Annotated in this window: 26 protein-coding genes, 1 tRNA gene and 1 pseudogene; 13 read left to right on the top strand and 15 right to left on the bottom strand. The window is 50.3% G+C overall.

Annotation, left to right across the window (positions count from 1 at the left end; genetic code table 11):
* Window positions 1-12 precede the first annotated feature (12 nt).
* The 9 genes and pseudogenes from acuI to ACSBQN_RS01715 form a co-directional block, all read right to left on the bottom strand.
* On the bottom strand, window positions 13-996 hold the full coding sequence (gene acuI, locus ACSBQN_RS01755) for an acrylyl-CoA reductase (NADPH) (RefSeq protein ID WP_004237682.1): 984 nt from the start codon (window positions 994-996) through the stop codon (window positions 13-15).
* Between the two features lie 117 nt (window positions 997-1113).
* On the bottom strand, window positions 1114-1755 hold the full coding sequence (gene acuR / locus ACSBQN_RS01750) for an acrylate utilization transcriptional regulator AcuR (RefSeq protein ID WP_024474769.1): 642 nt from the start codon (window positions 1753-1755) through the stop codon (window positions 1114-1116).
* 184 nt (window positions 1756-1939) lie between these two features.
* Window positions 1940-2362, bottom strand: a complete 423-nt coding sequence (arsC, locus tag ACSBQN_RS01745) for an arsenate reductase (glutaredoxin) (protein ID WP_024474768.1) — start codon at window positions 2360-2362, stop codon at window positions 1940-1942.
* A 10-nt stretch (window positions 2363-2372) separates the two neighbouring features.
* Window positions 2373-3662, bottom strand: coding sequence for an arsenic transporter (locus ACSBQN_RS01740; protein WP_214167128.1), 1290 nt, complete (start codon window positions 3660-3662; stop codon window positions 2373-2375).
* 55 nt (window positions 3663-3717) lie between these two features.
* Entirely contained in the window at window positions 3718-5469 is a 1752-nt protein-coding gene (arsA, locus tag ACSBQN_RS01735; protein WP_214167129.1) for an arsenical pump-driving ATPase, read from the bottom strand.
* A 13-nt stretch (window positions 5470-5482) separates the two neighbouring features.
* Window positions 5483-5848: an arsenite efflux transporter metallochaperone ArsD gene (gene arsD / locus ACSBQN_RS01730; RefSeq protein ID WP_024474765.1), complete on the bottom strand. Its 366-nt coding sequence runs from the start codon at window positions 5846-5848 to the stop codon at window positions 5483-5485.
* Between the two features lie 47 nt (window positions 5849-5895).
* The gene (locus ACSBQN_RS01725; protein ID WP_152695398.1) at window positions 5896-6231 is read right to left on the bottom strand and encodes a metalloregulator ArsR/SmtB family transcription factor; all 336 of its coding nucleotides are present in this window, start codon (window positions 6229-6231) and stop codon (window positions 5896-5898) included.
* An 80-nt stretch (window positions 6232-6311) separates the two neighbouring features.
* Window positions 6312-6432, bottom strand: a pseudogene (locus tag ACSBQN_RS01720) (Arm DNA-binding domain-containing protein); the annotation flags it as partial.
* Between the two features lie 194 nt (window positions 6433-6626).
* Window positions 6627-6703 (bottom strand) — tRNA-Arg (locus ACSBQN_RS01715).
* 192 nt (window positions 6704-6895) lie between these two features.
* Between ACSBQN_RS01715 and folD the strand changes: the two genes are divergently transcribed.
* The 3 genes from folD (at window position 6896) to cybB (ending at window position 8576) form a co-directional block, all read left to right on the top strand.
* Window positions 6896-7759 (top strand): bifunctional methylenetetrahydrofolate dehydrogenase/methenyltetrahydrofolate cyclohydrolase FolD, encoded by an 864-nt coding sequence (folD, locus tag ACSBQN_RS01710; protein WP_004241000.1) that lies wholly within the window; start codon window positions 6896-6898, stop codon window positions 7757-7759.
* A 2-nt stretch (window positions 7760-7761) separates the two neighbouring features.
* Window positions 7762-7974: a ribosome-associated protein YbcJ gene (ybcJ, locus tag ACSBQN_RS01705; RefSeq protein WP_004237674.1), complete on the top strand. Its 213-nt coding sequence runs from the start codon at window positions 7762-7764 to the stop codon at window positions 7972-7974.
* A 68-nt stretch (window positions 7975-8042) separates the two neighbouring features.
* Window positions 8043-8576 (top strand): cytochrome b561, encoded by a 534-nt coding sequence (cybB, locus tag ACSBQN_RS01700; RefSeq protein WP_024475092.1) that lies wholly within the window; start codon window positions 8043-8045, stop codon window positions 8574-8576.
* A gap of 75 nt (window positions 8577-8651) precedes the next feature.
* On the opposite strand, the gene cybC is transcribed toward cybB, so the two are convergent.
* Both cybC and cysS read right to left on the bottom strand, forming a co-directional pair.
* Entirely contained in the window at window positions 8652-9041 is a 390-nt protein-coding gene (cybC, locus tag ACSBQN_RS01695; protein ID WP_201893956.1) for a cytochrome b562, read from the bottom strand.
* A gap of 175 nt (window positions 9042-9216) precedes the next feature.
* The gene (cysS, locus tag ACSBQN_RS01690; RefSeq protein WP_024475090.1) at window positions 9217-10605 is read right to left on the bottom strand and encodes a cysteine--tRNA ligase; all 1389 of its coding nucleotides are present in this window, start codon (window positions 10603-10605) and stop codon (window positions 9217-9219) included.
* Between the two features lie 273 nt (window positions 10606-10878).
* Between cysS and ppiB the strand changes: the two genes are divergently transcribed.
* The 5 genes from ppiB (at window position 10879) to ACSBQN_RS01665 (ending at window position 15195) form a co-directional block, all read left to right on the top strand.
* A complete protein-coding gene (gene ppiB, locus ACSBQN_RS01685; RefSeq protein WP_004237667.1) occupies window positions 10879-11373 on the top strand; it encodes a peptidylprolyl isomerase B in 495 nt (164 codons plus the stop codon).
* A 2-nt stretch (window positions 11374-11375) separates the two neighbouring features.
* On the top strand, window positions 11376-12098 hold the full coding sequence (locus ACSBQN_RS01680; RefSeq protein WP_004237665.1) for a UDP-2,3-diacylglucosamine diphosphatase: 723 nt from the start codon (window positions 11376-11378) through the stop codon (window positions 12096-12098).
* A 148-nt stretch (window positions 12099-12246) separates the two neighbouring features.
* Window positions 12247-12771, top strand: a complete 525-nt coding sequence (gene purE / locus ACSBQN_RS01675) for a 5-(carboxyamino)imidazole ribonucleotide mutase (protein WP_015422943.1) — start codon at window positions 12247-12249, stop codon at window positions 12769-12771.
* Window positions 12771-13841 carry a 5-(carboxyamino)imidazole ribonucleotide synthase gene (purK, locus tag ACSBQN_RS01670; RefSeq protein WP_214167131.1) on the top strand — a complete coding sequence of 357 codons (1071 nt, stop codon included), beginning with the start codon at window positions 12771-12773 and terminating at the stop codon, window positions 13839-13841. Before purE ends, purK begins: the two co-directional genes overlap by 1 nt.
* An 88-nt stretch (window positions 13842-13929) precedes the next feature.
* Window positions 13930-15195, top strand: coding sequence for an MFS transporter (locus tag ACSBQN_RS01665; protein ID WP_214167132.1), 1266 nt, complete (start codon window positions 13930-13932; stop codon window positions 15193-15195).
* On the opposite strand, the gene ybbP is transcribed toward ACSBQN_RS01665, so the two are convergent.
* Both ybbP and ybbA read right to left on the bottom strand, forming a co-directional pair.
* Window positions 15192-17624, bottom strand: a complete 2433-nt coding sequence (gene ybbP, locus ACSBQN_RS01660) for a putative ABC transporter permease subunit YbbP (RefSeq protein WP_214167133.1) — start codon at window positions 17622-17624, stop codon at window positions 15192-15194. The genes ACSBQN_RS01665 and ybbP overlap by 4 nt on opposite strands.
* Window positions 17621-18307, bottom strand: a complete 687-nt coding sequence (ybbA, locus tag ACSBQN_RS01655; RefSeq protein ID WP_036406429.1) for a putative ABC transporter ATP-binding protein YbbA — start codon at window positions 18305-18307, stop codon at window positions 17621-17623. The genes ybbP and ybbA overlap by 4 nt, the downstream gene beginning before the upstream one ends.
* Here ybbA and tesA point away from each other — a divergent pair.
* The 5 genes from tesA (at window position 18275) to ACSBQN_RS01630 (ending at window position 22109) form a co-directional block, all read left to right on the top strand.
* Window positions 18275-18901: a multifunctional acyl-CoA thioesterase I/protease I/lysophospholipase L1 gene (tesA, locus tag ACSBQN_RS01650; RefSeq protein WP_036406601.1), complete on the top strand. Its 627-nt coding sequence runs from the start codon at window positions 18275-18277 to the stop codon at window positions 18899-18901. The genes ybbA and tesA overlap by 33 nt on opposite strands.
* 62 nt (window positions 18902-18963) lie before the next feature.
* On the top strand, window positions 18964-19749 hold the full coding sequence (locus tag ACSBQN_RS01645) for an SDR family oxidoreductase (protein WP_354633171.1): 786 nt from the start codon (window positions 18964-18966) through the stop codon (window positions 19747-19749).
* Window positions 19750-19808: 59 nt separating this feature from the next.
* On the top strand, window positions 19809-20666 hold the full coding sequence (locus tag ACSBQN_RS01640) for a co-chaperone YbbN (RefSeq protein ID WP_036406604.1): 858 nt from the start codon (window positions 19809-19811) through the stop codon (window positions 20664-20666).
* 55 nt (window positions 20667-20721) lie between these two features.
* Entirely contained in the window at window positions 20722-21660 is a 939-nt protein-coding gene (locus tag ACSBQN_RS01635; RefSeq protein WP_024475083.1) for an SPFH domain-containing protein, read from the top strand.
* Window positions 21657-22109 (top strand): NfeD family protein, encoded by a 453-nt coding sequence (locus ACSBQN_RS01630; RefSeq protein WP_024475082.1) that lies wholly within the window; start codon window positions 21657-21659, stop codon window positions 22107-22109. Before ACSBQN_RS01635 ends, ACSBQN_RS01630 begins: the two co-directional genes overlap by 4 nt.
* Before the next feature lie 90 nt (window positions 22110-22199).
* On the opposite strand, the gene ACSBQN_RS01625 is transcribed toward ACSBQN_RS01630, so the two are convergent.
* Together ACSBQN_RS01625 and ACSBQN_RS01620 are read right to left on the bottom strand one after the other, a co-directional pair.
* Window positions 22200-23684: a C69 family dipeptidase gene (locus ACSBQN_RS01625; RefSeq protein ID WP_004237652.1), complete on the bottom strand. Its 1485-nt coding sequence runs from the start codon at window positions 23682-23684 to the stop codon at window positions 22200-22202.
* Between the two features lie 222 nt (window positions 23685-23906).
* The gene (locus ACSBQN_RS01620; protein WP_036406434.1) at window positions 23907-24551 is read right to left on the bottom strand and encodes a hypothetical protein; all 645 of its coding nucleotides are present in this window, start codon (window positions 24549-24551) and stop codon (window positions 23907-23909) included.
* Window positions 24552-24666 lie beyond the last annotated feature (115 nt).

Below are 24666 nucleotides of genomic sequence, written 5' to 3'. Positions count from 1 at the left end.
GGTCACACCATATTAATTGTTTACATCAACAACCACACGGCCGCGGATTTCGCCGTTCAGCAGGCTGTGTGCTGCAGGAATCGCTTCATTTAACGGGATCACACGGCTGATAGTTTCCAGCTGTGCCGGATCAGTCAGTTCAGCCAGTTGTTTCCATGCCGCCACACGATCTGCCTGCGGGCGCATCACACTGTCGATACCGATCAGGCTCACGCCTCTGAGGATAAACGGTGCAACAGTCCCGTTAAAATCCATGCCCTGTGCCAGGCCGCAGGCCGCCACAACGCCACCATACTGAGTACCGGCACAGACACCGGCCAGTGTGTGGCTGCCCACACTGTCAATCGCCGCCGCCCAGCGCTCTTTGGTCAGTGGTTTACCCGGTACGGATAACTCGTTGCGATCCATGATTTCAGATGCGCCCAGGGTATCTATCAGATACGCGGTATCAGCCGTACGGCCGGTGGAAGCGATAACCTCAAAACCTAATTTTGACAGCAGAGAAACAGCGAAGCTGCCCACGCCGCCGCTGGCACCGGTCACCAGTACTTTACCGGATTCTTTGGTGATCCCCTGTTTCAGCAGTGCCTGAACCGCCAGCATTGCCGTGTAACCGGCGGTACCAATCATCATAGCCTGCTTTGTGCTCATCCCGGCCGGTAACGGTGTCAGCCAGCTGTCTTTCACTTTTGCCACCTGAGACAGTCCGCCCCAGTATTTTTCGCCGACACTCCAGCCGTTGAGCAGTACTTTGTCGCCAACTTTATAGTGTTCAGAGCTGCTTTCGGTCACGGTACCGGCAAAATCAATCCCCGGAACCATCGGAAAACTGCGCACAACCGGGCTTTTGCCGGTAATCGCCAGGCCATCTTTATAGTTCAGCGTGGAGTAGTCAATCTGCACAGTCACATTGTGATCCGGCAGTTGTGATTCATCGAGCTGAGCCAGCTTTGCGGTATAGCCGTCAGTATTTTCAATCAGAATGCAGTTAAACATGGTGTTATCCTTTTATGAATATAGACCAGTTGTCTGGTTAATTGTAAAAAAATTTATTAAATACTCACCGGCGCGTTAACAACGGCGATATTTAATAAATTATTCTGCAACAATCTCTCAGGCTTTATCAGCCAGTATCTGTGTCATAAAAACAGTGATAAACAGATCCAGCGGTTCACTGTTACGGGTTAATTTGGCACGCATTACCGCCCCTTCCCAGCCCGTCCAGAAAAAAGCCGCCATTTGCCTGCAATCTGTTTTAGCGGAAATAAGCTGCTGTTTCTGTGCTTCCAGAAGGCAGATTTCCACTTTCTTCTGCCAGCCGGTAATAATCTCATCGAGTATTTCACAATACCCTGCCGGCAGACTGGTCACTTCCTGGCCGAGATTCCCCACCAGGCACCCGCGCTGCCAGTGGTATTTTTCCATTCCGGCTTTGGCGGTCAGATAAAATGCCCGTAATCGTTCCGGTGGCGGCAGCGTGGTATCAGACAAACATTTATCCAGCAGACGGGAAAAATAGCTGTCGTAATTACGCATGATTTCCAGACCAAACTGCTCTTTACTGTCAAAGTAATAGTAAAAAGAGCCCTTCGGCACACCAACCTTTTTCAGGATCCCGTTGATATCCGATGTCATATACCCTTTTTCGGTAAACATCTCCATGCCGCTGCGGATCAGCATTTTTTTTACATCCGCACCCGCATCATGATTCTTCGGCGGCCGTCCCCGTTTCGGTTTTGTGATTACTGATGTCATTGCGTCTTTACCTCTGTCATGCGGAATAATATAGACCGGTTGTCTGGTAAATACCATGTTTTTTATCCGGGTAATTTCCGGCACCGGTTTAGTAGATAAAGGTAAAATCGACTTTGCCGTCAGCGCTGCCTTCTGTGACAAAATCATTGCTGTAACGGATATAGCGGGCAAAGAAAGGGAAAATTTACATTTTTACATCGTGGCTACCAATCACTATCTGGCCATCTTCCTTGATAAATTCACTTTGTTGCTGATTAGGCAATATATCTAACACTACCTCTGAAGGCCTACACAACTTTACACCCAGCGGAGTGATGACAATCGGCCTATTAATCAGTATCGGGTACTGCAACATAAAATCGATCAATTGCTCATCGGAATAAAGGTTATTTTCTAAATTTAATTGCTTATACGGCTCAACATTTTTTCGTAATAGCTCCCTCGCTGTGATTTTCATATCTGCAATAAGTTGCACTAACACATCCTTAGCCGGAGGTGTTTCCAGGTAATAAATAATCGTTGGCTCAACACCACTATTGCGGATCATTGCAAGGGTGTTACGCGAAGTGCCACAATTGGGGTTATGGTAGATAGTGAGCTCATTCATGGAGTTACCTTTAATTTAACAGTGAAAGTTGAAGTACTAAAGCAACGAGTGTGACAATGAGCACAGGGATAGTCATGATAATCCCTGTTTTGAAATAATATCCCCATGTAATGGTCATGTTTTTTTGCGATAAAACATGCAGCCACAGCAATGTAGCCAAACTACCTATTGGTGTGATTTTCGGACCCAAATCGGCACCAATCACGTTAGCATAAACCATTGCTTGCTGAATTACCCCTGATGCTTCACTTCCTTCAATGGACAGGGCACCAATTAATACCGTTGGCATGTTATTCATTATTGAGGATAAAAATGCAGTTATAAATCCCGTACCAATTGTTGCCACCCATAACCCTTTGTCTGCAAGGTAATTGAGCGTTTCAGAAAGATAATCGGTTAACCCTGCATTTCTTAAACCATAAACAACCAAGTACATACCTAAAGAGAAAATGACGATTTGCCACGGTGCTCCGCGTAATACTTTTTTGGTATTAATCGTATGGCCTCTGGCTGCAATCATCCAAAGAATTAAAGCGCCAATAGCCGCAATTGCACTGATTGGAATACCTAATGGTTCTAAGACAAAGAAACCAATAAGCAGCAGTATCAATACCAGCCAACCTGTTTTAAACGTTGTCATATCCTTAATGGCTAAAGTCGGTTCACTCAGTTTGGTAACATCATATTGTTTAGGAATATCTTTGCGGAAAAACCAATGCAGCATCGCTAATGTTGCAATAATTGCTGCAATATCCACTGGCACCATAATCGATGCATATTCAGTAAATCCAATATCAAAGAAGTCCGCAGAAACGATATTCACGAGGTTCGAAACGATCAGCGGCAAGCTCGCCGTATCTGCAATAAACCCGGCAGCCATGACAAATGCTAATGTCGTGCCTTTGTTGAAACCAAGAGCCAATAACATCGCAATCACAATGGGCGTTAATATCAATGCGGCGCCATCATTGGCAAATAAGGCTGCAACCGTTGCACCAAGTAACACGATATAACTGAATAACAGTTTTCCTTTACCCCCGCCCCACTTGGCAACATGTAATGCAGCCCATTCAAAGAAACCACTTTCATCTAAAAGTAGGCTAATGATAATTACGGCAACAAATGTCGCCGTAGCATTCCAAACAATGTTCCAGACAATCGGGATGTCCTGGAAACTGATCACACCAAAGATCAGTGCCAATACAGCCCCTGCTGTAGCACTCCAGCCAATACCAAGTCCTTTGGGTTGCCAAATAACAAAGATGATCGTTAAAATAAAAATGAATGCGGCAATAAACATAATAACCTCATTTAAAAGGTACTTTTCCGCACCTTTTATTTTTAGAAAATAAAACTTATTCTGCGAGCTGACTTAATGCAGATATCCCCACAGGCTCTGTTTCAAGCAAAGGAACAATAGCAACACGTTTTGCCAATGTTGATGTCACCTTTTCAATCTGAGCGACTTCCTGTTCTGCTCTTGAAAGTAACAATGGTGATGTTGTTTCCGTGATAGATAAACTGTTATTGATCACCCACGCCCACGGATATATATCTGCCCGTATTAAATCATTTTGTAAGTTCTCCGCCTCAAGCACAGGCGTAGTTTCAGCGAGTGTCGTAATAATAACTTTAGTACGTTCAGGATCTTGTAATTGCATCATCGGCGTTAAATAGTGGCCTTTTTCGCCCATTTTTTTAGCAATTTCTTTATGGTATGCCCCTGTTGCATCCAGAAGTAATAATGTATGTCCGGTCGGCGCAGTATCCATGACGACAAAACGTTTACCCGCGTCTCTAATGATGCGAGAGAAAGCCTGAAATACCGCAATTTCTTCTGTGCATGGAGAGCGTAAATCTTCCTCAAGTAATGCACGCCCCTCTTCATCTAAATCTTTCCCTTTGGTTTCTAAGACATAATTACGATAACGCTCAGTTTCAGCGACAGGGTCAATTCGGCTAACCTGAAGATTGGGTAAAACACCATCGAGGGTTGATTCAATATGCGCGGCCGGATCAGATGTGGTCAGATGTACATCAAGCCCTTTTTCTGCCAATTTAACTGCGATTGATGCCGCAATCGTTGTTTTCCCTACACCACCTTTGCCCATTAACATAATCAACCCATGCTGTTGCTGAGATATTTCGCCAACCAGTTCTGACAAGGTAGGTAAAGAAATAGGTTGTTTTGTCGGGGTAATAGTTGGAATTTGTGGCATGTCATTAGATAACAACTGCTTCAGTGCATCGACACCCACCATATTGATCTTTTGTAAATAAAGAATATCGACAGGTAACGAGCGTAGTGCTTCAGGCATAGACTCTAATGCTGCTTGTTCACGAGAGTAGAGCGCATGGGATAACTTATCATTTTCAGTCACCGCAGTTTCAGGGAAAACACCATTGACTATCAATTGCTGATTTTTGATACCCAGAGATGATAACTCACTATAGGTTCTTGCGACTTCCCTCAATGCGGCAGACTGAGGTCGTGCAACCAAGACCAGCCTTGTCAGTGATTTATCACTCAGCGCTTCCACCGCCATGCTGTACTGCTCACGTTGTTTATCAAGACCAGACATTGGCCCTAAACATGACGCGCCATCAGGATTATTGCTAATAAAGTCACTCCATGCACTCGGGAGTTGTAATAAACGGATGGTATGCCCCGTTGGTGCGGTATCAAAAATGATATGGTCAAATTGCTCTGTAATTTCGGTATTGGTTAACAACCCGGTAAATTCATCGAAAGCTGCAATCTCTGTGGTACAGGCACCTGATAGCTGTTCCGTAATACCTTGAATTACCGCTTCAGGTAAACTTTCTTTGATTGGATTAATAATTTTGTTTCGATATTCTTCGGCTGCGGCTTGAGGATCTATTTCAATAGCAAATAGATTTGGAACCAATGTTATTGGCTTAATATTGTTGCCTATCGATTGAGAGAATACTTGCCCAACGTTAGAAGCTGGATCAGTGCTCACCAGTAAAACTTTTTTCCCTTTTTCAGCCAACTTAATTGCTGTCGCACAGGAAACAGAGGTTTTACCCACACCACCTTTTCCAGTAAAAAATAAATAATTAGGTGTGTTATCTAAAAATTTCATTTTATTTCTCCTGTTAACAACACGTTTTACCATTACCACAACACGATTTAACAATTTCAGCTTTTTCAATATTCGGTCGAATACCAAACCATCTGGCTAGCTCATGTCGTTTTGGGTATCGACCAGTCAGCACAATCTCACCGTCAAGAATCAATAGCGGAAGTGACCCGGCACCTGCGGTTTCCAAAAATGTTTTTGCTTTTGTGTTGTTAACGAACTCCATAGGCTCTTGCGCTAAATTAAAACGCCTTATACTTGCCCCTTGTTTCTTTAACCAATCCACATCTGTTGCGAAGTCTACCAATGCTTGATCGACTTCGGTTCCGCAAACACCGGTGCTACAGCATAACGCTGGATCAAATACTTCTAGTTTTTTCATCGCTCAACCTTACATATGTTTTTCCAAATATGTTAGCTTAAAAATTTTTATATAGAACAGCGACTCGCAGGTTCTTTTGTCTCCAGACTCTTAAGCAAATCTGCAACTCTATTTTTCTCTGTGGCGTAAGTGACATCAATGATACTTTTCACCCACGGTAGTAATGCAGGAGATAAACGATAATGAACCCATTTGCCATGTTTTGAATCGAGCAAAAGACCTGATTCTCTTAGCATTGCCAGATGCCGGGATGTCTTTGGTTGCGATAAATTCAAGGCCGTATAGATATCACAGACACATAACTCCCCGGATGCTTTTAGCAATAGCACGATATCCAGTCTGGTTTGGTCACCTAAAATTTTAAACAGTTGTAATGGTTCCATGTGTACCTCTGTAATCTTTTTTTTAAATTACCTCTAAAAAACACATACGTCAAATCGAATATGTTTCCCATGAACTATTATTGCAACCGCCAGCATTTAGAACCATTAGCATGCACATAAAGGTGCATTCCTTCACCGTCAGTTAGTTTGTATCCTTTATCGGCAGGCTGCCGTTCTTACCCTCACATCTGTTAGTGCCATATAGGAACTCCCATGAGTTTGTGTTGGTATAAGAATTCATTGAACCTGTATGTACCAACGCATATGCCAACAAATATTACTTGATGTAGGTTGATATAGGTGGGCGTCAGTTGAACGAAGAAAAGTTAAAATCAGCTAATTAACTGAATTTCAGACATAAAAAAGACATCGGTTGATGTCCGTTGACTTCGGAATGGTACGCCCTACAGGATTCGAACCTGTGACCTACGGCTTAGAAGGCCGTTGCTCTATCCAGCTGAGCTAAGGGCGCGCTGAGGAAAAAAACAGCGGGTTAACTGCTTGATGCACCGTGGATTATACGGCTGCGACGCGGCGAGTCAATCAGAAAATCAGTTATCTTCGGCAGTTACTTTCTGACACCTTAATAAAACATAACTGACAGACGGAAAATGTTCTGACAGAATAGTGCCCATCTTTTATCTGTTTTATGGATTTTTACACGATGTCAGCAAAAATTATAGACGGGAAAACGATTGCGTCGACCATACGTGCCGAAGTTGCCGCAAAAGTTCAGCAACGGATTGCCAGCGGGAAACGGGCTCCCGGTCTTGCCGTTATCCTGGTCGGTGAGAACCCAGCGTCACAGATTTATGTCGCCAGCAAACGCCGTTCCTGTGAAGAAGTCGGATTTATTTCACGCTCTTATGACCTCCCCGATACCACCAGCGAAGCCGAACTCCTCCATCTCATTGATGAACTGAATAATGATAATACTATCGACGGGATCCTCGTTCAGCTTCCGCTGCCTGCCGGCATTGATAATGTCAAAGTGATTGAACGCATTCATCCCGATAAAGACGTCGACGGTTTTCATCCTTATAATATCGGCCGCCTGTGCCAGCGTGCGCCGAATCTGCGCCCGTGCACACCGCGTGGTATTGTGACGCTGCTTGAGCGCTGCAATATCAATACATTTGGTCTGAATGCCGTGATTATCGGCGCATCCAATATTGTCGGCCGCCCGATGAGCCTGGAGCTGCTGCTGGCCGGTTGCACCACAACAGTCACTCACCGCTTTACCACCAATCTGCGTCACCATGTTGAACATGCGGATTTGCTGATTGTGGCAGTCGGGAAACCCAATTTTATTCCGGGTGAGTGGATCAAACCCGGCGCAATTGTGATTGATGTAGGCATTAACCGTCTGGAAAACGGCAAAGTGGTCGGTGATGTGAATTTTGCCGAAGCCGCTGAACGCGCTGAGTGGATAACCCCGGTGCCGGGCGGTGTCGGGCCGATGACGGTCGCCACACTGATTCAGAATACATTACAGGCCTGCGAAGAATTTCACGATAAGGACGAATAACAATGGATATTTTTAATCTTGACGGCCATCCGCATGTTGAATTGTGCGACCTGCTCAAAATTCAGGGCTGGGCCGACAGCGGTGCCGCCGCCAAACAATTTATCGCTGATGGTCAGGTGACTGTTGACGGTGAGACTGAGACCCGCAAGCGCTGCAAAATCACCGCAGGTAAAGTGGTGGAATTTGCCGGTGAGCAGGTAAAAGTGGCTGAATAATCGTAATCTGTGAATAAACCAGAGCACTGCCTCTGGTTTTTTTATCCGTATAATAAGAGCCGCAAAAAATGAAAACACAAAAATTTCAGCCGGTGCAGATTGCCCTGCACTGGTTTATTTTCCTGCTTGTGATTGTCGTTTATATCAGCGCCCTGTTACGGGATAATGCTGACGAACCACTGAGAAGTATTTTGGCCGGGCTGCATTACAGTTGCGGTATTGCTGTCGGTATACTGATGATTGTCCGTCTGGCCGTCAGAATAAAGCACCGCGCACCGGCTATCATTCCAAAACCGTCTCCGATGATAACCGGATTATCCCATCTGGTGCATCTGATGATCTTTGTGATATTTATTCTGTTACCGGTGCTCGGTTTCAGTATTAAATATCTGAACGGTTATGACTGGTCGTTATTCGGTATCCCGATGCCGGTTTCCGCCGAGCCGGATGAAGATCTCGCGTACAGCATACAGAATATTCATGAGATCATTGCCAATACCGGTTATTTTATTATCGGCCTGCATGCTGCCGCCGCACTGGCACATCACTACTTCTGGAAAGATAATACCCTGCTGCGCATGATGCCGCGCAAACGGGACTGATTATCAGCCGCTGAATAACAAAACGCCCGGCAATCATGACCGGGCGTTTTTAATACGGAAAAACGGTATTATCTGTTAACGGTATTTCTTGTGGTATTCACCACGGGTAGCTTTAAATTGTTCAGCCATCGCTTTCGCTTCCGGAATTTTACCTTCTTCCGTCAGTTTCAGTGCTTCATCAATTTGTCCGGTCAGAACATCATAACCGTGATGGTAATCCTTCACTTCTGTGCTGTCCGCCGCTTTACCTTTCAGTTTGGCCGGTAATTCTTCTCTGGCACTCTGTGCCGCAGCGCGCATGTCGGTCAGTGCTGTTTTCAGTGCTGCCGCATCATCGGTTTTTTCAACGATATGCAGATTCGCGTTCAGCGTTTTCATATTATCTGACAGTCCGGCGGCAGATGCCGTCATTGCGCCGAATGCACAGACAGACGCCACCAGCATAGCTAACATATTTTTACTCATCAGATGCTTCCTTTATTTTTAATATAAAAGTACGACAAAGACATCACATAATAAAGCAGGTGCTGTAACAGAATAGCGGATAACAGGCCGTTATGCCTGCCCGGTAAAAATAAAGTGATATAAAAAAGCCCGGCAGTGAATAATGCCGGGCTTTTCAGTCAGAATATAATAACGATTACTTACGGCGCCAGGTGGTGCCCTGCGGACCATCTTCCAGCACAATACCCATGTCGGTTAATGCATCACGGGCGGCATCCGCCAGCGCCCACTCTTTTGACGCGCGGGCATCATTGCGCTGTTTGATCAGTGCTTCGATTTTCGCTGCATCTTCATCACTTTCGCTCTGTGCACCGCTTTGCAGGAACTGCTCCGGATCCTGAGTCAGCAGACCAAGCACACCGGCCAGCTGGCGCAGTTGTGCCGCCAGGCCGTTTGCCGCTGTCATATCTTCCTGTTTCAGGCGGTTCAGTTCACGCGCCATATCAAACAGCACGGAGTAAGCTTCCGGCGTGTTGAAATCATCATCCATCGCATCGCGGAAACGATTTGCGAATTCCTCATTCACCACTACCGCAGCGTTTTTATCTGTACCGCGCAGTGCGGTATAGAAACGTTCCAGAGCAGTACGCGCCTGTTTCAGGTTCTCTTCCGTGTAATTGAGCTGGCTGCGGTAATGTGCGGACAGCAGGAAGTAACGCACCGTCTCCGGGTCGTAATAGCCCAGCACATCGCGGATGGTGAAGAAGTTATTGAGGGATTTTGACATCTTCTCTTTATCAACCATCACCATACCGGAGTGCATCCAGTAATTGACATACGGGCCGTCGTGGGCACAGGTGGACTGCGCGATTTCGTTTTCATGGTGCGGGAACATCAGGTCAGAACCGCCGCCGTGAATATCAAAATGGGTGCCCAGCTGTTTGCTGTTCATCGCGGAACATTCGATATGCCAGCCCGGACGCCCCGCGCCCCACGGGGATTCCCATGACGGCTCACCCGGTTTGGACATTTTCCACAGCACGAAATCCATCGGATTGCGTTTCACATCCGCCACCTCGACACGGGCACCGGCCTGGAGCTGCTCCAGATCCTGACGTGACAGCAGGCCGTATTCCGGGTCGCTGCTGATATCAAACATCACATCCCCGTTGTCCGCCACATAGGCATGACCGCGATCGAGCAGTAACTGCGTGATCTCAATAATCTCTTTGATGTGATGTGTGGCACGCGGCTCTGAATCCGGGCGCATCAGGTTCATGGCATCGAAATCGCGGTGCATCTCCGCCACCATGCGATCCACCAGCTGATCACAGGTTTCGTTATTTTCATTCGCCCGTTTGATGATTTTATCGTCCACATCCGTGATGTTGCGGATATAGTTCACATCATACCCGGCGTGACGCAGATAGCGCACGATGGTGTCAAACGCGACAAATGTCCGCCCGTGTCCGATATGACACAGGTCGTAAACAGTGATACCACACACGTACATCCCGATTTTACCGGGGTTAATGGGCTTAAATTCCTCTTTTTGTCTTGATAAGGTGTTATAAATTTTCAGCATAGGACTATTCCATTAAAAGTCTGTACGTGTTGATGGTGACTTCTGTTAATTAATTGATAATAAATACTTTATTTTTTATATCTGTCTGCGGGGATCAAAATCTGAGACAGGTCAGGTTATTGAAACGCGAATACCCTGCAAATGCAAGAAAGACCCTGTAAAACCCGGTGATTATAACAAATACTGACGCAGATTAGTGAGTATGATATAACACACCCCGGAGATAAAAACGGCAGATTATTGCCTTTATAATATAAGCAGCAGGAAATTATTATGGTAACTTTTCATACAAATCATGGTGATATCGTCATTAAGACGTTCGCGGATAAAGCACCGGAAACGGTCGCAAACTTCCTGAAATATTGTGAAGACGGCTTCTACAATAACACCATTTTCCATCGTGTTATCAATGATTTCATGGTCCAGGGCGGCGGTTTTGAACCGGGCATGAAGCAGAAACCGACTCTCGGTATGATCAAAAACGAAGCCAACAACGGTCTGAAAAACAACCGCGGCACCCTGGCGATGGCCCGTACCAACGATCCGCATTCCGCCACTGCACAGTTTTTCATCAACGTGGTTGACAACGACTACCTGAACTTCCGTTCAGAAACACCAAGTGGCTGGGGCTACTGCGTGTTTGCTGAAGTGGTTGAAGGTATGGATGTTGTGGACAAAATCAAAGCGGTCAAAACCGGCAACAGCGGTATGCACCAGGATGTGCCGCGCGAAGATGTAATCATCGAAAGCGTGACTGTTTCTGAGTAAGTATGACCACGCTTATTATTGCAGATTTGCATTTAAATGAGCAGGAGCCGGCGATCACCGCCGGCTTTCTTCGTTTCCTGCGGGAACAGGCGGTTCACGCATCACAGCTCTATATCCTCGGCGATTTTTTTGATTACTGGATTGGTGATGATGACCCGAACCCGCTGCATAAAACCGTGGCTGATGCACTGAAATCCCTCAGTGACAGCGGCGTGAAGATCTTCTTTATCTGCGGTAACCGTGATTTCCTGCTGGGTGAGCGCTATGCCCGTCAGTGCGGCATGACCCTGCTGCCGGACACGCAGGTAATTGAAGCCGAAGGGCATCAGATCCTGATCCTGCACGGCGATACCCTCTGCACGGATGATACGGACTACCAGCATTATCGTCAGCGCGTTCACACTCCGTGGATCCAGCGCCTGTTTCTGTGGCTGCCGCTGTCGCTGCGCCTGAAAATCGCGAAGAAAATGCGCGCGGGCAGTCAGTCTGCCAATCAGCGCAAAAGCGAAGCGATTATGGATGTGAATCAGAACGAGGTGATGAAGGCATTCCGTCAGTACCGGACCCGCTGGATGATCCACGGCCACACTCACCGTCCTGCGGTGCATGATGTCTCCGCTGACGGCGAAACGCACTTTCGCGGTGTCCTCGGCGCGTGGCACTCACAGGGTTCTGCCTTTAAAATCACCCCGGATAGCATTTCACTGATCTTCTTTCCGTTCTGAGCCGTTATCTCCCCGTATTTGTGAAAAATCCGTGACGCAAACGTTTTCCTTCGTGATTTACCGTGATATTATGCCCGTCTTCTTAACCGGCCAACGGCCGGACGTCTGTCAATTTTCGTGACGCGGGATGTACAGGAGCACCGAAAACATGAACGCCGCCTCTTCGCAACAACACTCACCGGCAGCCAAAGTGGCTATTGTTATGGGATCCAAAAGTGACTGGAGCACCATGGAACACGCCGCAGCGATCCTCGATATGCTTCAGGTGCCTTATCACACAGAAGTGGTTTCCGCGCACCGCACGCCGGACAAACTGTTTTCCTTTGCTGAAACCGCAAAACAGAACGGGTTTGATGTGATCATTGCCGGTGCCGGTGGTGCCGCGCATCTGCCGGGGATGCTGGCGGCGAAAACCCTCGTACCGGTACTGGGTGTGCCGGTGCAGAGTGCCGCGCTCAGCGGTGTCGACAGTCTCTATTCCATTGTGCAGATGCCGAAAGGCATTCCGGTCGGTACGCTGGCCATCGGCAAAGCCGGTGCCGCCAATGCCGCCCTGCTCGCCGCACAGATCCTCGCCCTGCATGATGAGGCGCTGCTTACCCGCCTGACAGCATGGCGTAATGCACAGACCGATGATGTCCTCAGCCACCCGGATCCGCGGGAGGCCAACTGATGAAACCGGTGTGTGTTCTGGGAAACGGCCAGCTGGGCCGGATGCTGCGCCAGGCCGGTGAGCCGCTGGGGATTTCGGTTTATCCGGTCGGGTTAGATGCCGAGCCGGAAGCCGTCCCTTATCAGCACAGCGTGATCACCGCTGAAATTGAGCAGTGGCCGCAGACCGCGCTGACACAGGTGCTGGAGCAGCACCCTGCCTTTATCAACCGCGATATTTTTCCGCGCCTGGCCGACCGCCTGCCGCAAAAAACGCTAATGGACGATCTGCATCTCGCCACCTCACCGTGGCAGCCGCTCTCCTCTCCGGATGAATGGCCGGACATTTTTGCCCGTCTCGGGGACTTTATCATCGTCAAACGCCGTACCGGCGGTTATGACGGACGTGGTCAGTGGCGGGTGCGTCCCGGTGATGAAGCTGCTCTGCCGCCGGAGATTTACGGCGAATGTATTGCCGAGAAAGGCATTCTGTTTTCCGGTGAAGTGTCGGTGGTCGGTGCCCGTAACCGCGCCGGGGAATGTGTGTTTTACCCGCTGACCCGTAACCATCACGAAGAGGGCATTCTGCGTATGAGCGTGGCCTTCCCGCAGACACAAAACCCGCTTCAGACACAGGCTGAGCAGATGCTGGGGGCGATCCTCACTGAGCTGGATTATACCGGTGTGATGGCTATGGAGTGTTTTGTCACAGAGGACGGCCTGCTGATCAACGAACTGGCACCGCGAGTGCATAACAGCGGCCACTGGACACAAAACGGTGCGTCTGTCAGCCAGTTTGAGCTGCATCTGCGGGCGATTCTGGATCTGCCGCTGCCGCAGCCGGTTGTCACCGCCCCGGCGGTCATGGTGAATATTATCGGCACAGAACTGAATACACAGTGGCTGGCACAGCCGCTGGCGCATCTGCACTGGTATGACAAAGAAGTGCGCCCGGCGCGTAAGGTCGGTCACATTAACCTGACTCATCCCGATCCGGCACAGCTTATCGCGGCACTCAGCGGGCTGGCACAGGATTTACCGCCGGAATATCAATCCTCTGCGGACTGGGCGAAAACAATATTAAGCTGGTAGTCGGCACGGTTTCCGGCGACAATAGCCCCATTCTGATGCCCGGTGTTCAGCCGGGCATTTTGCTTTTTACGCCGTTTCCGGAGCCGGGATGTTTTCGTCAGATCGCCGCTTAGGTCCTGTTTATCAATGGACTATACTCACCCTGCTGGGGCTGGTTTATTTCCTCACCACTGCCACCACCTTTACCTCATTAGGCGTGGTCTTACCCGGCATGCTCAGAGAGCTGAACTGGAGCTGGACAGACGCCGGTTTCGGATTCACCCTGCTCGGGCTGACCTGCGGGCTATCCAGCTTTCTGCCAAGTCTTCTCATCCGTAAAACCAATGTCCGCCTGACGCTGCTGGCCGGGCTGCTGCTGTTTCTGGCCGGGTTTTACAGCCTGTACACCACACAGTCAATTCAGCGCTATTTTATCGGTACCGCCTTTCTCGGGATTGGTTTTACCTTTATGGCCACCGTTCCGGGCACTTATGTGATTTCGCGGCTGTTCAGCCGTCAGTCGCTGGCGTTTGGTTTTTACTTTACCCTTGGCGGGCTGGGCGGCGTAGTCGGGCCGTGGATCTATTTTCTCGCTGCGCATGTGTTCGGCTCCTGGCGGATCCACTGGCTGATCTCCGCTCTGACGCTGGCCGTTGTCACTCTGATCACCCTGCTGGTGATGCGGGAAGGCCGCCGTGAAATTACTCACGCCCGTGCTGTCATGTGGCAGCAGAAAAAACAGAGTTCCCGCATCTACCGCAGTCAGGCGCGCTGGAGTGCCCGTCAGGCGCTGAGAACCTGGCAGTTTTATGTCATCGCCGCCTCTTATACCGCGTTTTTATGGTGCGGATTCACCGTAAACAGCTTTGCCGTGCCGCATATTATGGATAAGGGGTTCAGTGAAACCGTTGCCGCCACGCTGCTCAGTACCATGGCCTTTATTAACGCCTTTTCCCGGCTGGCCGGCGGCGCTATCGGGGAGTGGCTGGAGCCGAAAAAACTGCTGATTATCAGCCTCGCCACTATCACATTCGGTGTGCTGACACTGAGTATCGCGACCAACTGGCCGCTGCTGATCCTGTTTACCGTGCTGGTGGGGATTGGTTACGGCATGACATTCCTGGCCTCGAGTGTGCTGCTGGCAAACTATTTCGGCCGTGGTCCGTATCTGGAGCTGTTCTCTGTGGTGAACCTGATTTCCACCTTTGCCTGTCTGGCTCCGTTCTTTGCCGGTGCCGTCAAGGATTACAGCGGCAGCTTTACCCCTGCGTTTCTGCTGATTGCCCTGCCGGTGATTGTGATTCTGGCGGCCACATTCTTTATGCGGCCACCACAACACAAACCGGTCAGAGCATACACATCATCGCCGGACTAACTCTGCAGGCGGCGGTATTGCTGAGAGTCCCCGAGCAGGCGGATCCCCAGCACGCTGCCGCAGAGTGACAGCAGGAAACCACCGGCCAGCGGCAGCCCGACCCACAGCGGCCACTGCGGCTGCCACGGAAAATCAAACACGCGGGTCTGCAACAGCCACAGGGCTGTCTCCGCTCCGAGCGCCGCGACCACTCCGGCCATCGCGCCCAGCAAGGCAAACTCACTCCACAGCGTGCGCCGCAACAGGCGTTTACCGGCCCCGAGCGTGCGGTATACCACCAGCTCTGTCCGGCGCTGGTTCATCCCCACCTGAATCTGTGCCAGCAGTAACAGCACGCCGCAAATCAGCACCAGTACCACCATCGCTTCCAGCGCACGGCTGACCTGCGCGAGAATAGTCTGGATCTGTTTCAGCATCGATCCGGTATCAAAAATACTGATGGACGGATACTTGCGGTTCATCTGAGTGATTAACCCGTCATTGCCGTCATAGTGAAAGCTGGTCAGCCACATGGCGCTCTGGTTTTCCAGCGAGGCGTGATTAAAGATGAAAAAGAAATTAGGCCGCATACTTTCCCAGTCCACCTGCCTCACACTGCTGACAGTCACGGTAAACGGCCGGGTATCACCGGTAAAGGTCAGGGTATCCCCGACTTTCAGCCCGAGTTCTTTGACCACTTCCATCTCAATTGAGACTTCCCCGGGTTTCGGCGGCCAGGTACCGTCCACCAGCTCATTGAGCGGCGGCAGCGATTCCTGCCAGGTGAGGCTCAGTTCGCGGCGGACTGTATTATTGCCCGGATCACGCGCATCCGCCCACGCCAGCGCAGTTTCGCCGTTAATGCCGGACAGCCGCGCCAGCACCACCGGGTAATATTCTGACGGCGTCACATTATGTGAGGCCAGCAGCTGATTGGCCGGCGTTATCTGTTCTTCAGTCATATTCACGAGGAAATAGTTCGGCGTATCCGGCGGCAGTTGCTGCTGCCAGCGCCCGATCAGATCACCGCGGACCATCACCAGCAATCCCAGCAGCATAAAAGAGAGCGCGAACGCCCCGGTCTGTACCAGTGTCTGGCCGGGCTGGCGCAGCAGACGGCGGACAGCCAGGCGCAGACTCAGCGCACGGAACGGGATTTTTGCCAGCAGCCATAACCCGCCGTAACCGGCCACCGCCAGCAGTGCGGCGATCAATACCACCCCGGCCAGCACCGCCCAGAGCAGAAACGAGGCATTGGTCAGCACCGCCAGCCCGCCTGCCACAATCAGCACCGCCAGCGGCAGATACCAGCGCAGCGGCCAGACCGGCGCCACCACATCATCACGCAGTACGCGGGTCGGTTGTGTCAGCATCAGCTGGCGGTAAGGCCGTGCGCCCACCAGCAACGTGATGGCAAGCAGTGTCAGCAGTGCCCACGCCCACGGCCATAATCCCGGATCCGGCAGCGCCTTCGGCAGCAGCGGTGCCAGCAGGCTCATCAGGATTGCATCAAAAATCAGTCCCAGCAGAGATCCGGCAACCATTGCTGCCGCCATCAGCACCGCCCACTGGCCGACCACCCAGTAACGCAGCTCGCGCCGCCCGGCTCCGAGTGTTTTCAGTACGGCAATCAGGGTGTGACGGCTGCGGCAGTAATGCGACATAGCAACCGCCACTGCGGCGATCGCCAGCAACAATGTCAGCAGCGCAGAGAGCACCAGGAACTGCTGAGCGCGATCGATCGACTTCGCCAGCGCCCCGCCTTCCTGTTTCAGGGTGACCCAACGCTGGTCAATCCGCAGCGCATCTTCATACTGCTGTTTAAACACCGCCACCGCATCCGGCGCACCGGCAAACATATCGCGGTAGGTCAGGCGGCTGCCCGGCTGTACGGCACCGGTGGCTTCCACATCCTGTAAATTGATCAGCACACGGGGCGCCATCTGAAACGGGTTAAAACCGCTGTCCGGCTCCTGAATAAGAAAACCGGCAATTTTCAGATCGGTATCCCCCACTTCCAGCATCTGTCCCGGTTTTACCGAGAGCAGCTCTGCCAGACGCGGCGCGATCAGAATCTCCCCCCGTGCAGGTTTCAGGCCGGGAGGGTCGGTTTCCAGCTCGCCGTACAGCGGATAAGCGTCATCCGCCGCTTTGACATACACCAGCTGCGGCACGTCATTGGCAAATACCATAGTGTTGAAACTCATCTGCTGACTGAGCGCCAGACCGCTTTCCTGTGCCTTTTTCAGCCAGGTTTCATCCGCGGGATGCGAGCCGCGCAGTACCAGATCACCGGCCAGATAGTCACGGCTCTGATAGTTCACACTTTGATTAATACGATCACCGGCACGTCCCAGTGCCAGCACACAGGCCACCGCCAGCGTCAGTGACAGCCAGACCACCAGCAGAGACGGCGTACGCCACTCCCGCCAGAACCAGCGCCAGATCATGCCAGTTCCTCCAGCTTACCGTCTGACAGTTTCAGCCGCCGCTGACAGCGGGCAGCGAGGGTCAGATCATGCGTGACCAGAATCAGGGTGGTGCCATAGTCGCGGTTGAGCGAAAACAGCAAATCGGCAATTTTGTCGCCGGTGCGGCGGTCGAGGTTGCCGGTCGGCTCATCGGCAAACAGAATTTTCGGCCGGGTCGAGAATGCACGGGCGATAGCCACGCGCTGCTGTTCCCCGCCGGAAAGCTGGGCAGGCATATGCTTCAGGCGTTTTTCCAGCCCTAGCTGGATCAGCAACTGCTCTGCATTCTCCCGGCTGACGGATTCGGACTCACCGCGCAGCAGCGCAGGAAGCTGGACATTTTCCAGGGCATTAAGGGTCGGGATCAGCATAAAGGATTGAAACACAAAGCCGACATCCCGCGCCCGCAGTTTTGCCCGCGCTTCCTCATCCAGCTGCGGCAGTGACTGCCCGAGCAGTTTCACCTCACCGGAGGTCGCGTCATCCAGACCGGCGATAATGCCGAGCAGAGTTGATTTTCCGGATCCGGATTCCCCCACCAGCGCGATTGTCTCTTCAGACTCGACAACCAACCCGGCACCCTGCAATATAGTGATCTCATTATCACCCTGACCGACGCGCTTAATAAGATGATCAATTTCAAGAATAGGCTCCGCTGCCATCTCTGTTTCCTTTTTCTGCTGCTGTTCAGCGGGAATTTGTATGCCGCCGGAACATTACTGATACTGGGGGACAGCCTGAGTGCCGGTTACCGCCTTCCGGCCGGAGAGGCGTGGGCGGCACAGCTGGGACAACGCTGGCAACAGGCCGGTAACGGTATCACACTGATAAACGGCAGTATCAGCGGGAATACGGCGGCTCAGGGACTTGCCCGTCTGCCCGCACTGCTGGAGCAGCACCGGCCGCAATGGGTACTGATTGAACTGGGTGCCAACGACGGCCTGCGCGGTCTGCCGCTGACACAAACCCGCACTGACCTTCAGGCTGCAATTGATGCAGTGAAGGCCGCCGGGGCGAAACCGCTGCTGATGCAGATCCGTATCCCGCCGAATTACGGCAAACGCTATACCGATCGGTTCTCCGCGCTCTATCCGGCGCTGGCACAGGAAAATGCCGTTCCGCTGATCCCGTTTTATATGGAAGCGGTCGTCACCAATCCGCAATGGATTCAGGATGACGGCATACACCCGAACGCGGCAGCACAGCCTTATGTGACTGACTGGATGGATAAAACACTACTGCCTTACTTACAGTAACGGGTGTCAGACTATCCTAAATGATTTATCCATAATTTATAAGCAGTTAAGCAGGTAAAGAAATGCAAAAAGCAGTTTTGATCACCGGCAGCTCCAGCGGTATCGGGCTATGCACGGCTAAAACACTGAAACAGCGGGGCTACCGTGTGCTGGCCGCCTGCCGCAAACCGGCAGACCTGGCCGAAATGGCGCGCCTCGGGTTTGAGCCGGTGGAGCTGGATCTGGACTGCCCGCAGAGTGTTGCCCGCGCCGCAGAGCTGGTGCTGGCACTGACAGATAACCGCCTGTACGGCTTATTCAATAATGCCGGTTTTGGTCTGTACGGCCCGCTGGACAGCGTCAGCCGCGAAGATCTGGAAAAGCAGTTTTCCGCCAATCTGTTCGGCACACACCAGCTGACCACCCTGCTGCTGCCCGCCATGAAACAGACCGGTGAAGGCCGGATCATCCAGACCAGCTCGGTAATGGGGCTGATTTCCACGCCCGGGCGCGGTGCCTATGCCGCCAGCAAATACGCGCTGGAAGCCTGGTCCGATGCCCTGCGGATGGAATTGTCCGGCAGCGGGATCCGCGTCAGCCTGATTGAACCGGGGCCGATCACCACCCGCTTTACGGAAAATGTCACACAAACGATGCAGGATAAACCAGTAAAAAATCCGGGAATTGCCCGGCTGTTTACCGGTAAACCGGAGGATGTGGTGAAAAAAGTCATCCACGCCCTGGAACACCCGCACCCGAAAATACGCTATCCTGTTACGGGCCTTACCGTAATAGTGATGTGGCTCAGACGCCTGCTGCCGCTGTGGCTGATGGATAAAATACTGAACAAAAAGTCCTCTGCCGCTTGAAATGCCGCGCTGCGCCCAGATGTTATTAAAAAGTCCGCCAATTTATTAAGAGAATGAATATGTTATCAAACGCACATATCACAGACGTTAACGAAACCAATTTACGCCAGGTTATTGAATCTTCAATGCAGGTGCCGGTGGTCTTTTTCTTCCATTCCGCACAGTCCCCGCAGTGTCAGGAACTGGGCACTATTCTGGAAAAAGTGGCTGCTGATTACGCCGGAATGATGATCCTCGCCAGAGTGAACTGCGATACCGAGCAGATGATCGCCTCACAATTCGGCCTGCGTGCGGTGCCAACCACCTATCTGTTCCATCAGGGGCAGCCGGTCGACGGTTTTGAGGGGCCGCAGAATGAAGAGACTGTCCGTAACTTCCTGGCCAAATTCCTGCCGTCTGAATCTGAAATCAAAACCGGTCAGGCCATTGAACTGATTGAAGCCGGCGATTTTCAGGCTGCCCTGCCGCTGCTGCGTGAAGCACACCAGGCTGAGAGTAATAACAGCGAAATCACCCTGCTGCTGGCACAGACGCTGATGGAAGTGAAGCTGTCAGAAGAAGCTGAAAAAGTATTGAAGTCCGTCCCGATTCAGGATCAGGATACACGCTATCATGGTCTCTTATCTCAAATTGAGTTACAAAAGCAGGCCGCAGACACCCCGGAAATCCAGGAACTGCAAAATACCTTTGCGGCGGATCCGGAGAATGCGGAACTCGCGGTACAGCTGGCGCTGAAACTGCATGAAGTGCACCGCAATGATGAATCACTGGCTCTGTTATTCAGCTTCCTGAAGAAAGATCTGGCGGCTGCGGAAGGTCAGGTGCGCAAAACCATGATGGATATTATGGCGGCAATGGGAACCGCAGACAGTACTGCCGCATCTTATCGTCGTAAGCTATACTCGTTACTGTACTAATTAATTGCTTTACTGAATTATTTAACTCACTCATTACTGATAAGGATTTTGGCTCATGGATTTGTTCTCACTGGGTTTTGTCCCGATTATTATTCTCATCGCCGTCATTATTGTCGCGACCGGTGTCAAAACTGTACCGCAGGGCTTTCAGTGGACTGTTGAGCGTTTTGGCCGCTATACCCGGACACTGCAGCCGGGCCTGCATATCATCGTGCCGTTTATGGATCGCATCGGCCGTAAAATTAATATGATGGAACAGGTTCTCGATATTCCGTCACAGGAAGTTATCTCCCGCGATAACGCCAACGTCACCATCGACGCCGTCTGCTTTATTCAGGTCATTGACCCGGTGCGTGCCGCGTATGAAGTCAGTAATCTGAATTTAGCCATTATCAATCTGACGATGACCAACTTCCGTACCGTTCTCGGTTCAATGGAACTGGATGAAATGTTGTCTCAGCGCGATTCCATTAACTCCCGCCTGCTGCATATTGTGGATGAAGCCACCAACCCGTGGGGGATTAAAATCACCCGTGTTGAAATCCGTGACGTGCGTCCGCCGAAAGAACTGGTGTCTGCGATGAACGCACAGATGAAAGCAGAACGTACCAAACGTGCGGATATCCTCGAGGCGGAAGGTATACGTCAGGCCGCAATTCTGAAAGCAGAAGGTGAAAAACAGTCTCAGATCCTGAAAGCAGAAGGTCTGCGTCAGTCCGCCTTCCTGGAAGCGGAAGCCCGTGAACGTGCGGCAGAGGCGGAAGCCCGCGCCACACAGATGGTATCTGATGCTATCGCTGACGGTAATATGCAGGCTATTAACTACTTCGTGGCACAAAAATATACCGATGCACTGACCAAAATCGGTGCGGCAGAAAACAGCAAAGTCATTATGATGCCGCTGGAAGCAAGCAATCTGATGGGCGCTATCGGCGGTGTGGCTGAAATGTTCAATGTGTCAAAAGACACTAAAGGTCAGGGTAAATCCGCATGATTGAGATGATCGCATCACAGGCGGTCTGGTTCTGGCTCTGTTTCGGCGGCATCCTGCTGATTCTGGAGATGCTCGGTACCGGCGGTTATCTGCTCTGGAGCGGCGTGGCGGCATTGGTTGTCGCGCTGCTGACGTGGATTATACCGGGGCTGAATCTTGAATGGCAGGGCATTATCTTCGCGGTGATGACGGTGATCTGTGCGGTGTTGTGGCGTAATTTTCAGCGCCGCCGCCAGCGTGATGACAGCAGTTCACCAAATCAGGCCAATCACAAACTGATCGGCCTGCGTGCCGCCCTGCTGACAGATACAGAAGAAGGTTACAGCCGTATCCGTCTGGCAGACGGCAGCTGGCGTGTCTACAGCCAGTCAGCGCTGCCTGCCGGTACGGAAGTGGAAGTGATTGCCGTTGACGGCATTACACTGACTGTCCGGGCTGTCAGCCGGTAACTGACCGGAAAGACAACAGCAAAACGGCCTCTGGTGACAGAAGCCGTTTTTTATTTATCTCAATAATCTTGTTTCAATACCCTTACAGCATCATGCGCCTTTAAAGCGGTAGCGTTCGTTCACGGAATTGGTCAGATCCTGCATAATAATATTGGTCAGTTTATCCGTGGTATTTAATGCATCCTGCATGACTTTATTCTGGAAGTCCTGTAACAGCTGTTTGGCTTTCGCCGGGTCTGTTTTATAAATACTCAGATACTCTTTTTCCATTGCCTGCTGTTCTTTGGCAAACTCAGCTTCCTGTTTGCTGTATTCCGCCTGCACAATTTTCGAATATTTATTAAAGTCGATCATTGCCAGTGTCTGTAATTTACGGAATTTCCAGTGCGCGGAGGCATTATCCGCCTGTGGTGAACCGATGGTATAAGCTTCCACGTAGCTGTCCGGGCCGTAATATACCGGGACATAAACGGATAATGTCGGCATACCGAAGGCAATATAACGGACATTCCCGATTTCTTTCGGTAAATCTTTGCGCACCTGTAAAATATGGGAGTGCTGGGTTCTGAACACCGAGATTGGTCGTTTAGTGGTATCCGGATAGGTGGTTGCATACGGGGATGTGCCGACATTTTCATAATGGTTGCGCAGCCCGGCTTTAATATCCTCCAGCCCCAGTTTTTTCGCCGGTTTTAAGAAGACAGGGAAATCATTGGATTTCACATCCTTAAAGTCTGTCTTAATTTCCGGGTTATACATTTTCTGCAGGACTAACACACGCGGGTAGTTGTAATAACCGTCACTTTTCGCGTCATCTTTGGTATAGGCTTTTTTGAAATTAAACTCACCGTCTTTCTTCGGATCATATAAACCATTTTTCTCGGCAAAGGAAATCAGTGTCGGGGATGACAGGTAATTTTCTTTGTCATTCATATCAAATTTTTCCAGGCGGCCCTGGTTTGCGGTGACATAATAGGTATTGGCCGGGATTTTTGCGGCCATCCACTGGTGGCCGCTGCCGGTTTCCAGATACCAGATCCCGTCTTTATCAATAAAGGCCACGCCGAAACCTTCACCGGCCCCTTTTTCCTCAATGATTTTCCCTAACCGCATCACCCCTTCTTTTGCGGAAGATACATACGGTAATACCACATCCGGAATCGCATCTTCAATAATCCCGGTATCTTCGACATACGGGTCAATTTTTAATGAAGCTTCATTGGCGAAAATCGTTTCTGTGGCGCTGATCCCGACACCGGCGTCATTAAAGCCGTTGGAACTGAAACGGAACTGACCTTTATCATTCCATTCCGGGATAGTGGTATAACGCATTGCCTTTTCCGGAAGGGTATAGGTGAATTTATTTAAGTTGGTTTTAAACTCAGTGTCTTTATTTACTTTTTCCTGATTCACCTGCAAAACTTTCGGGTTTGCCGGATTCATATCTTCATTGCGGGCAATATATTGCGCACCATCTGAAGATGCATTTTCACCGACAAAAATAGTGGTACACGCCGTTGCATCAGAAATCACCAGTGCAGCACCCACAGCAAGAGATAAAACACTACGTTTCATAGAGAACACCTTCCATTGAGTTATAAATTGCGCTTACGCTATCCATTACCCACTGAATTTTCTTTTACGCAGATCGCATAATGCAAAGTCAATCACTGAATTATTCGCAAAATATGGTGCATTTCACTAATTTGCGATTTAATCACGGATAAGTGTTTTGGTTAAAATTACGGATTATTTTTTCAGAGGGGAATTGATCGGGACAGGAAATACAGGGAATCGTTATTTTATTTCTTTTTTACTGATGACAATTAAGCGGTGTGTGTGGGTATCGGGATCATTCCCCCAACAAAAATCACTCCAATATTCAAAAAAGGATTCCATATCCTGAATAACAAACAGTGGCCTTTCCGGCTCTCCGCCATCTGAAGCATAAACATAAAAACCGGCGGCCAATGCCCATGAAATCATCACTTCCCAAAAACGCCTTCCGTCACCGGTTTGTTCTTCATCGGTAACCACAATATAATAGGTATCCAGCAGCCAGCGGAAAAAGTACCGCGGCAGGTCTGCAACAGCAGACTGATGTTTGTCATTGGTTGTCCGCCATACCTTAATTTGTGTGCAACTTGTCTGACCGGCAACGATGTCATTGCGGAAGCAAAGCTCAACCAGATAAACGGTTTCGGGTAAATCCCCGGTAGTCACCAGCCTGTACTGCTGCTTTTTACCTGATTTAATAAATTGATAGCCCTCTTTGACCTCATAGCCCGGCAATAAAAACTGATGCGTACCGGCGGCCAGAAACAGTGCTGTCAGTTCGCTGTTTTCAGAGGGCAGATTTAATTTCCGGTTAAAACCCGCTGCGGGGATCAATTTCGGCATGTCGGCATGAACCTGTCGTCGTTGTAGCTTTTTATCATTCATATTAGCGCCTCATTACCGGTGATTTATAAACACAGTATACACAGATATCACACGTTATTTCTTATTGTGGTAATTTAACTTTACATTAAATAATGCACTTTCCCATTCCCTTTTT

It is taken from the genome of Morganella sp. B601, assembly GCF_051172335.1.
In the GTDB taxonomy this organism is placed as follows: domain Bacteria; phylum Pseudomonadota; class Gammaproteobacteria; order Enterobacterales; family Enterobacteriaceae; genus Morganella; species Morganella morganii.
The sequence above is the reverse complement of the archived record's forward strand: the minus strand, read 5'-3'. Positions and strand labels throughout refer to the sequence as shown.

Coding starts and splice junctions, on each gene's coding strand:
- acuI (WP_004237682.1), bottom strand. CDS start 996: ATGTTTAACTGCATTCTGATTGAAAATACTGACGGCTATACCGCAAAG.
- acuR (WP_024474769.1), bottom strand. CDS start 1,755: ATGACATCAGTAATCACAAAACCGAAACGGGGACGGCCGCCGAAGAAT.
- arsC (WP_024474768.1), bottom strand. CDS start 2,362: ATGAATGAGCTCACTATCTACCATAACCCCAATTGTGGCACTTCGCGT.
- ACSBQN_RS01740 (WP_214167128.1), bottom strand. CDS start 3,662: ATGTTTATTGCCGCATTCATTTTTATTTTAACGATCATCTTTGTTATT.
- arsA (WP_214167129.1), bottom strand. CDS start 5,469: ATGAAATTTTTAGATAACACACCTAATTATTTATTTTTTACTGGAAAA.
- arsD (WP_024474765.1), bottom strand. CDS start 5,848: ATGAAAAAACTAGAAGTATTTGATCCAGCGTTATGCTGTAGCACCGGT.
- ACSBQN_RS01725 (WP_152695398.1), bottom strand. CDS start 6,231: ATGGAACCATTACAACTGTTTAAAATTTTAGGTGACCAAACCAGACTG.
- folD (WP_004241000.1), top strand. CDS start 6,896: ATGTCAGCAAAAATTATAGACGGGAAAACGATTGCGTCGACCATACGT.
- ybcJ (WP_004237674.1), top strand. CDS start 7,762: ATGGATATTTTTAATCTTGACGGCCATCCGCATGTTGAATTGTGCGAC.
- cybB (WP_024475092.1), top strand. CDS start 8,043: ATGAAAACACAAAAATTTCAGCCGGTGCAGATTGCCCTGCACTGGTTT.
- cybC (WP_201893956.1), bottom strand. CDS start 9,041: ATGAGTAAAAATATGTTAGCTATGCTGGTGGCGTCTGTCTGTGCATTC.
- cysS (WP_024475090.1), bottom strand. CDS start 10,605: ATGCTGAAAATTTATAACACCTTATCAAGACAAAAAGAGGAATTTAAG.
- ppiB (WP_004237667.1), top strand. CDS start 10,879: ATGGTAACTTTTCATACAAATCATGGTGATATCGTCATTAAGACGTTC.
- ACSBQN_RS01680 (WP_004237665.1), top strand. CDS start 11,376: ATGACCACGCTTATTATTGCAGATTTGCATTTAAATGAGCAGGAGCCG.
- purE (WP_015422943.1), top strand. CDS start 12,247: ATGAACGCCGCCTCTTCGCAACAACACTCACCGGCAGCCAAAGTGGCT.
- purK (WP_214167131.1), top strand. CDS start 12,771: ATGAAACCGGTGTGTGTTCTGGGAAACGGCCAGCTGGGCCGGATGCTG.
- ACSBQN_RS01665 (WP_214167132.1), top strand. CDS start 13,930: ATGTTTTCGTCAGATCGCCGCTTAGGTCCTGTTTATCAATGGACTATA.
- ybbP (WP_214167133.1), bottom strand. CDS start 17,624: ATGATCTGGCGCTGGTTCTGGCGGGAGTGGCGTACGCCGTCTCTGCTG.
- tesA (WP_036406601.1), top strand. CDS start 18,275: ATGATCAATTTCAAGAATAGGCTCCGCTGCCATCTCTGTTTCCTTTTT.
- ybbA (WP_036406429.1), bottom strand. CDS start 18,307: ATGGCAGCGGAGCCTATTCTTGAAATTGATCATCTTATTAAGCGCGTC.
- ACSBQN_RS01645 (WP_354633171.1), top strand. CDS start 18,964: ATGCAAAAAGCAGTTTTGATCACCGGCAGCTCCAGCGGTATCGGGCTA.
- ACSBQN_RS01640 (WP_036406604.1), top strand. CDS start 19,809: ATGTTATCAAACGCACATATCACAGACGTTAACGAAACCAATTTACGC.
- ACSBQN_RS01635 (WP_024475083.1), top strand. CDS start 20,722: ATGGATTTGTTCTCACTGGGTTTTGTCCCGATTATTATTCTCATCGCC.
- ACSBQN_RS01630 (WP_024475082.1), top strand. CDS start 21,657: ATGATTGAGATGATCGCATCACAGGCGGTCTGGTTCTGGCTCTGTTTC.
- ACSBQN_RS01625 (WP_004237652.1), bottom strand. CDS start 23,684: ATGAAACGTAGTGTTTTATCTCTTGCTGTGGGTGCTGCACTGGTGATT.
- ACSBQN_RS01620 (WP_036406434.1), bottom strand. CDS start 24,551: ATGAATGATAAAAAGCTACAACGACGACAGGTTCATGCCGACATGCCG.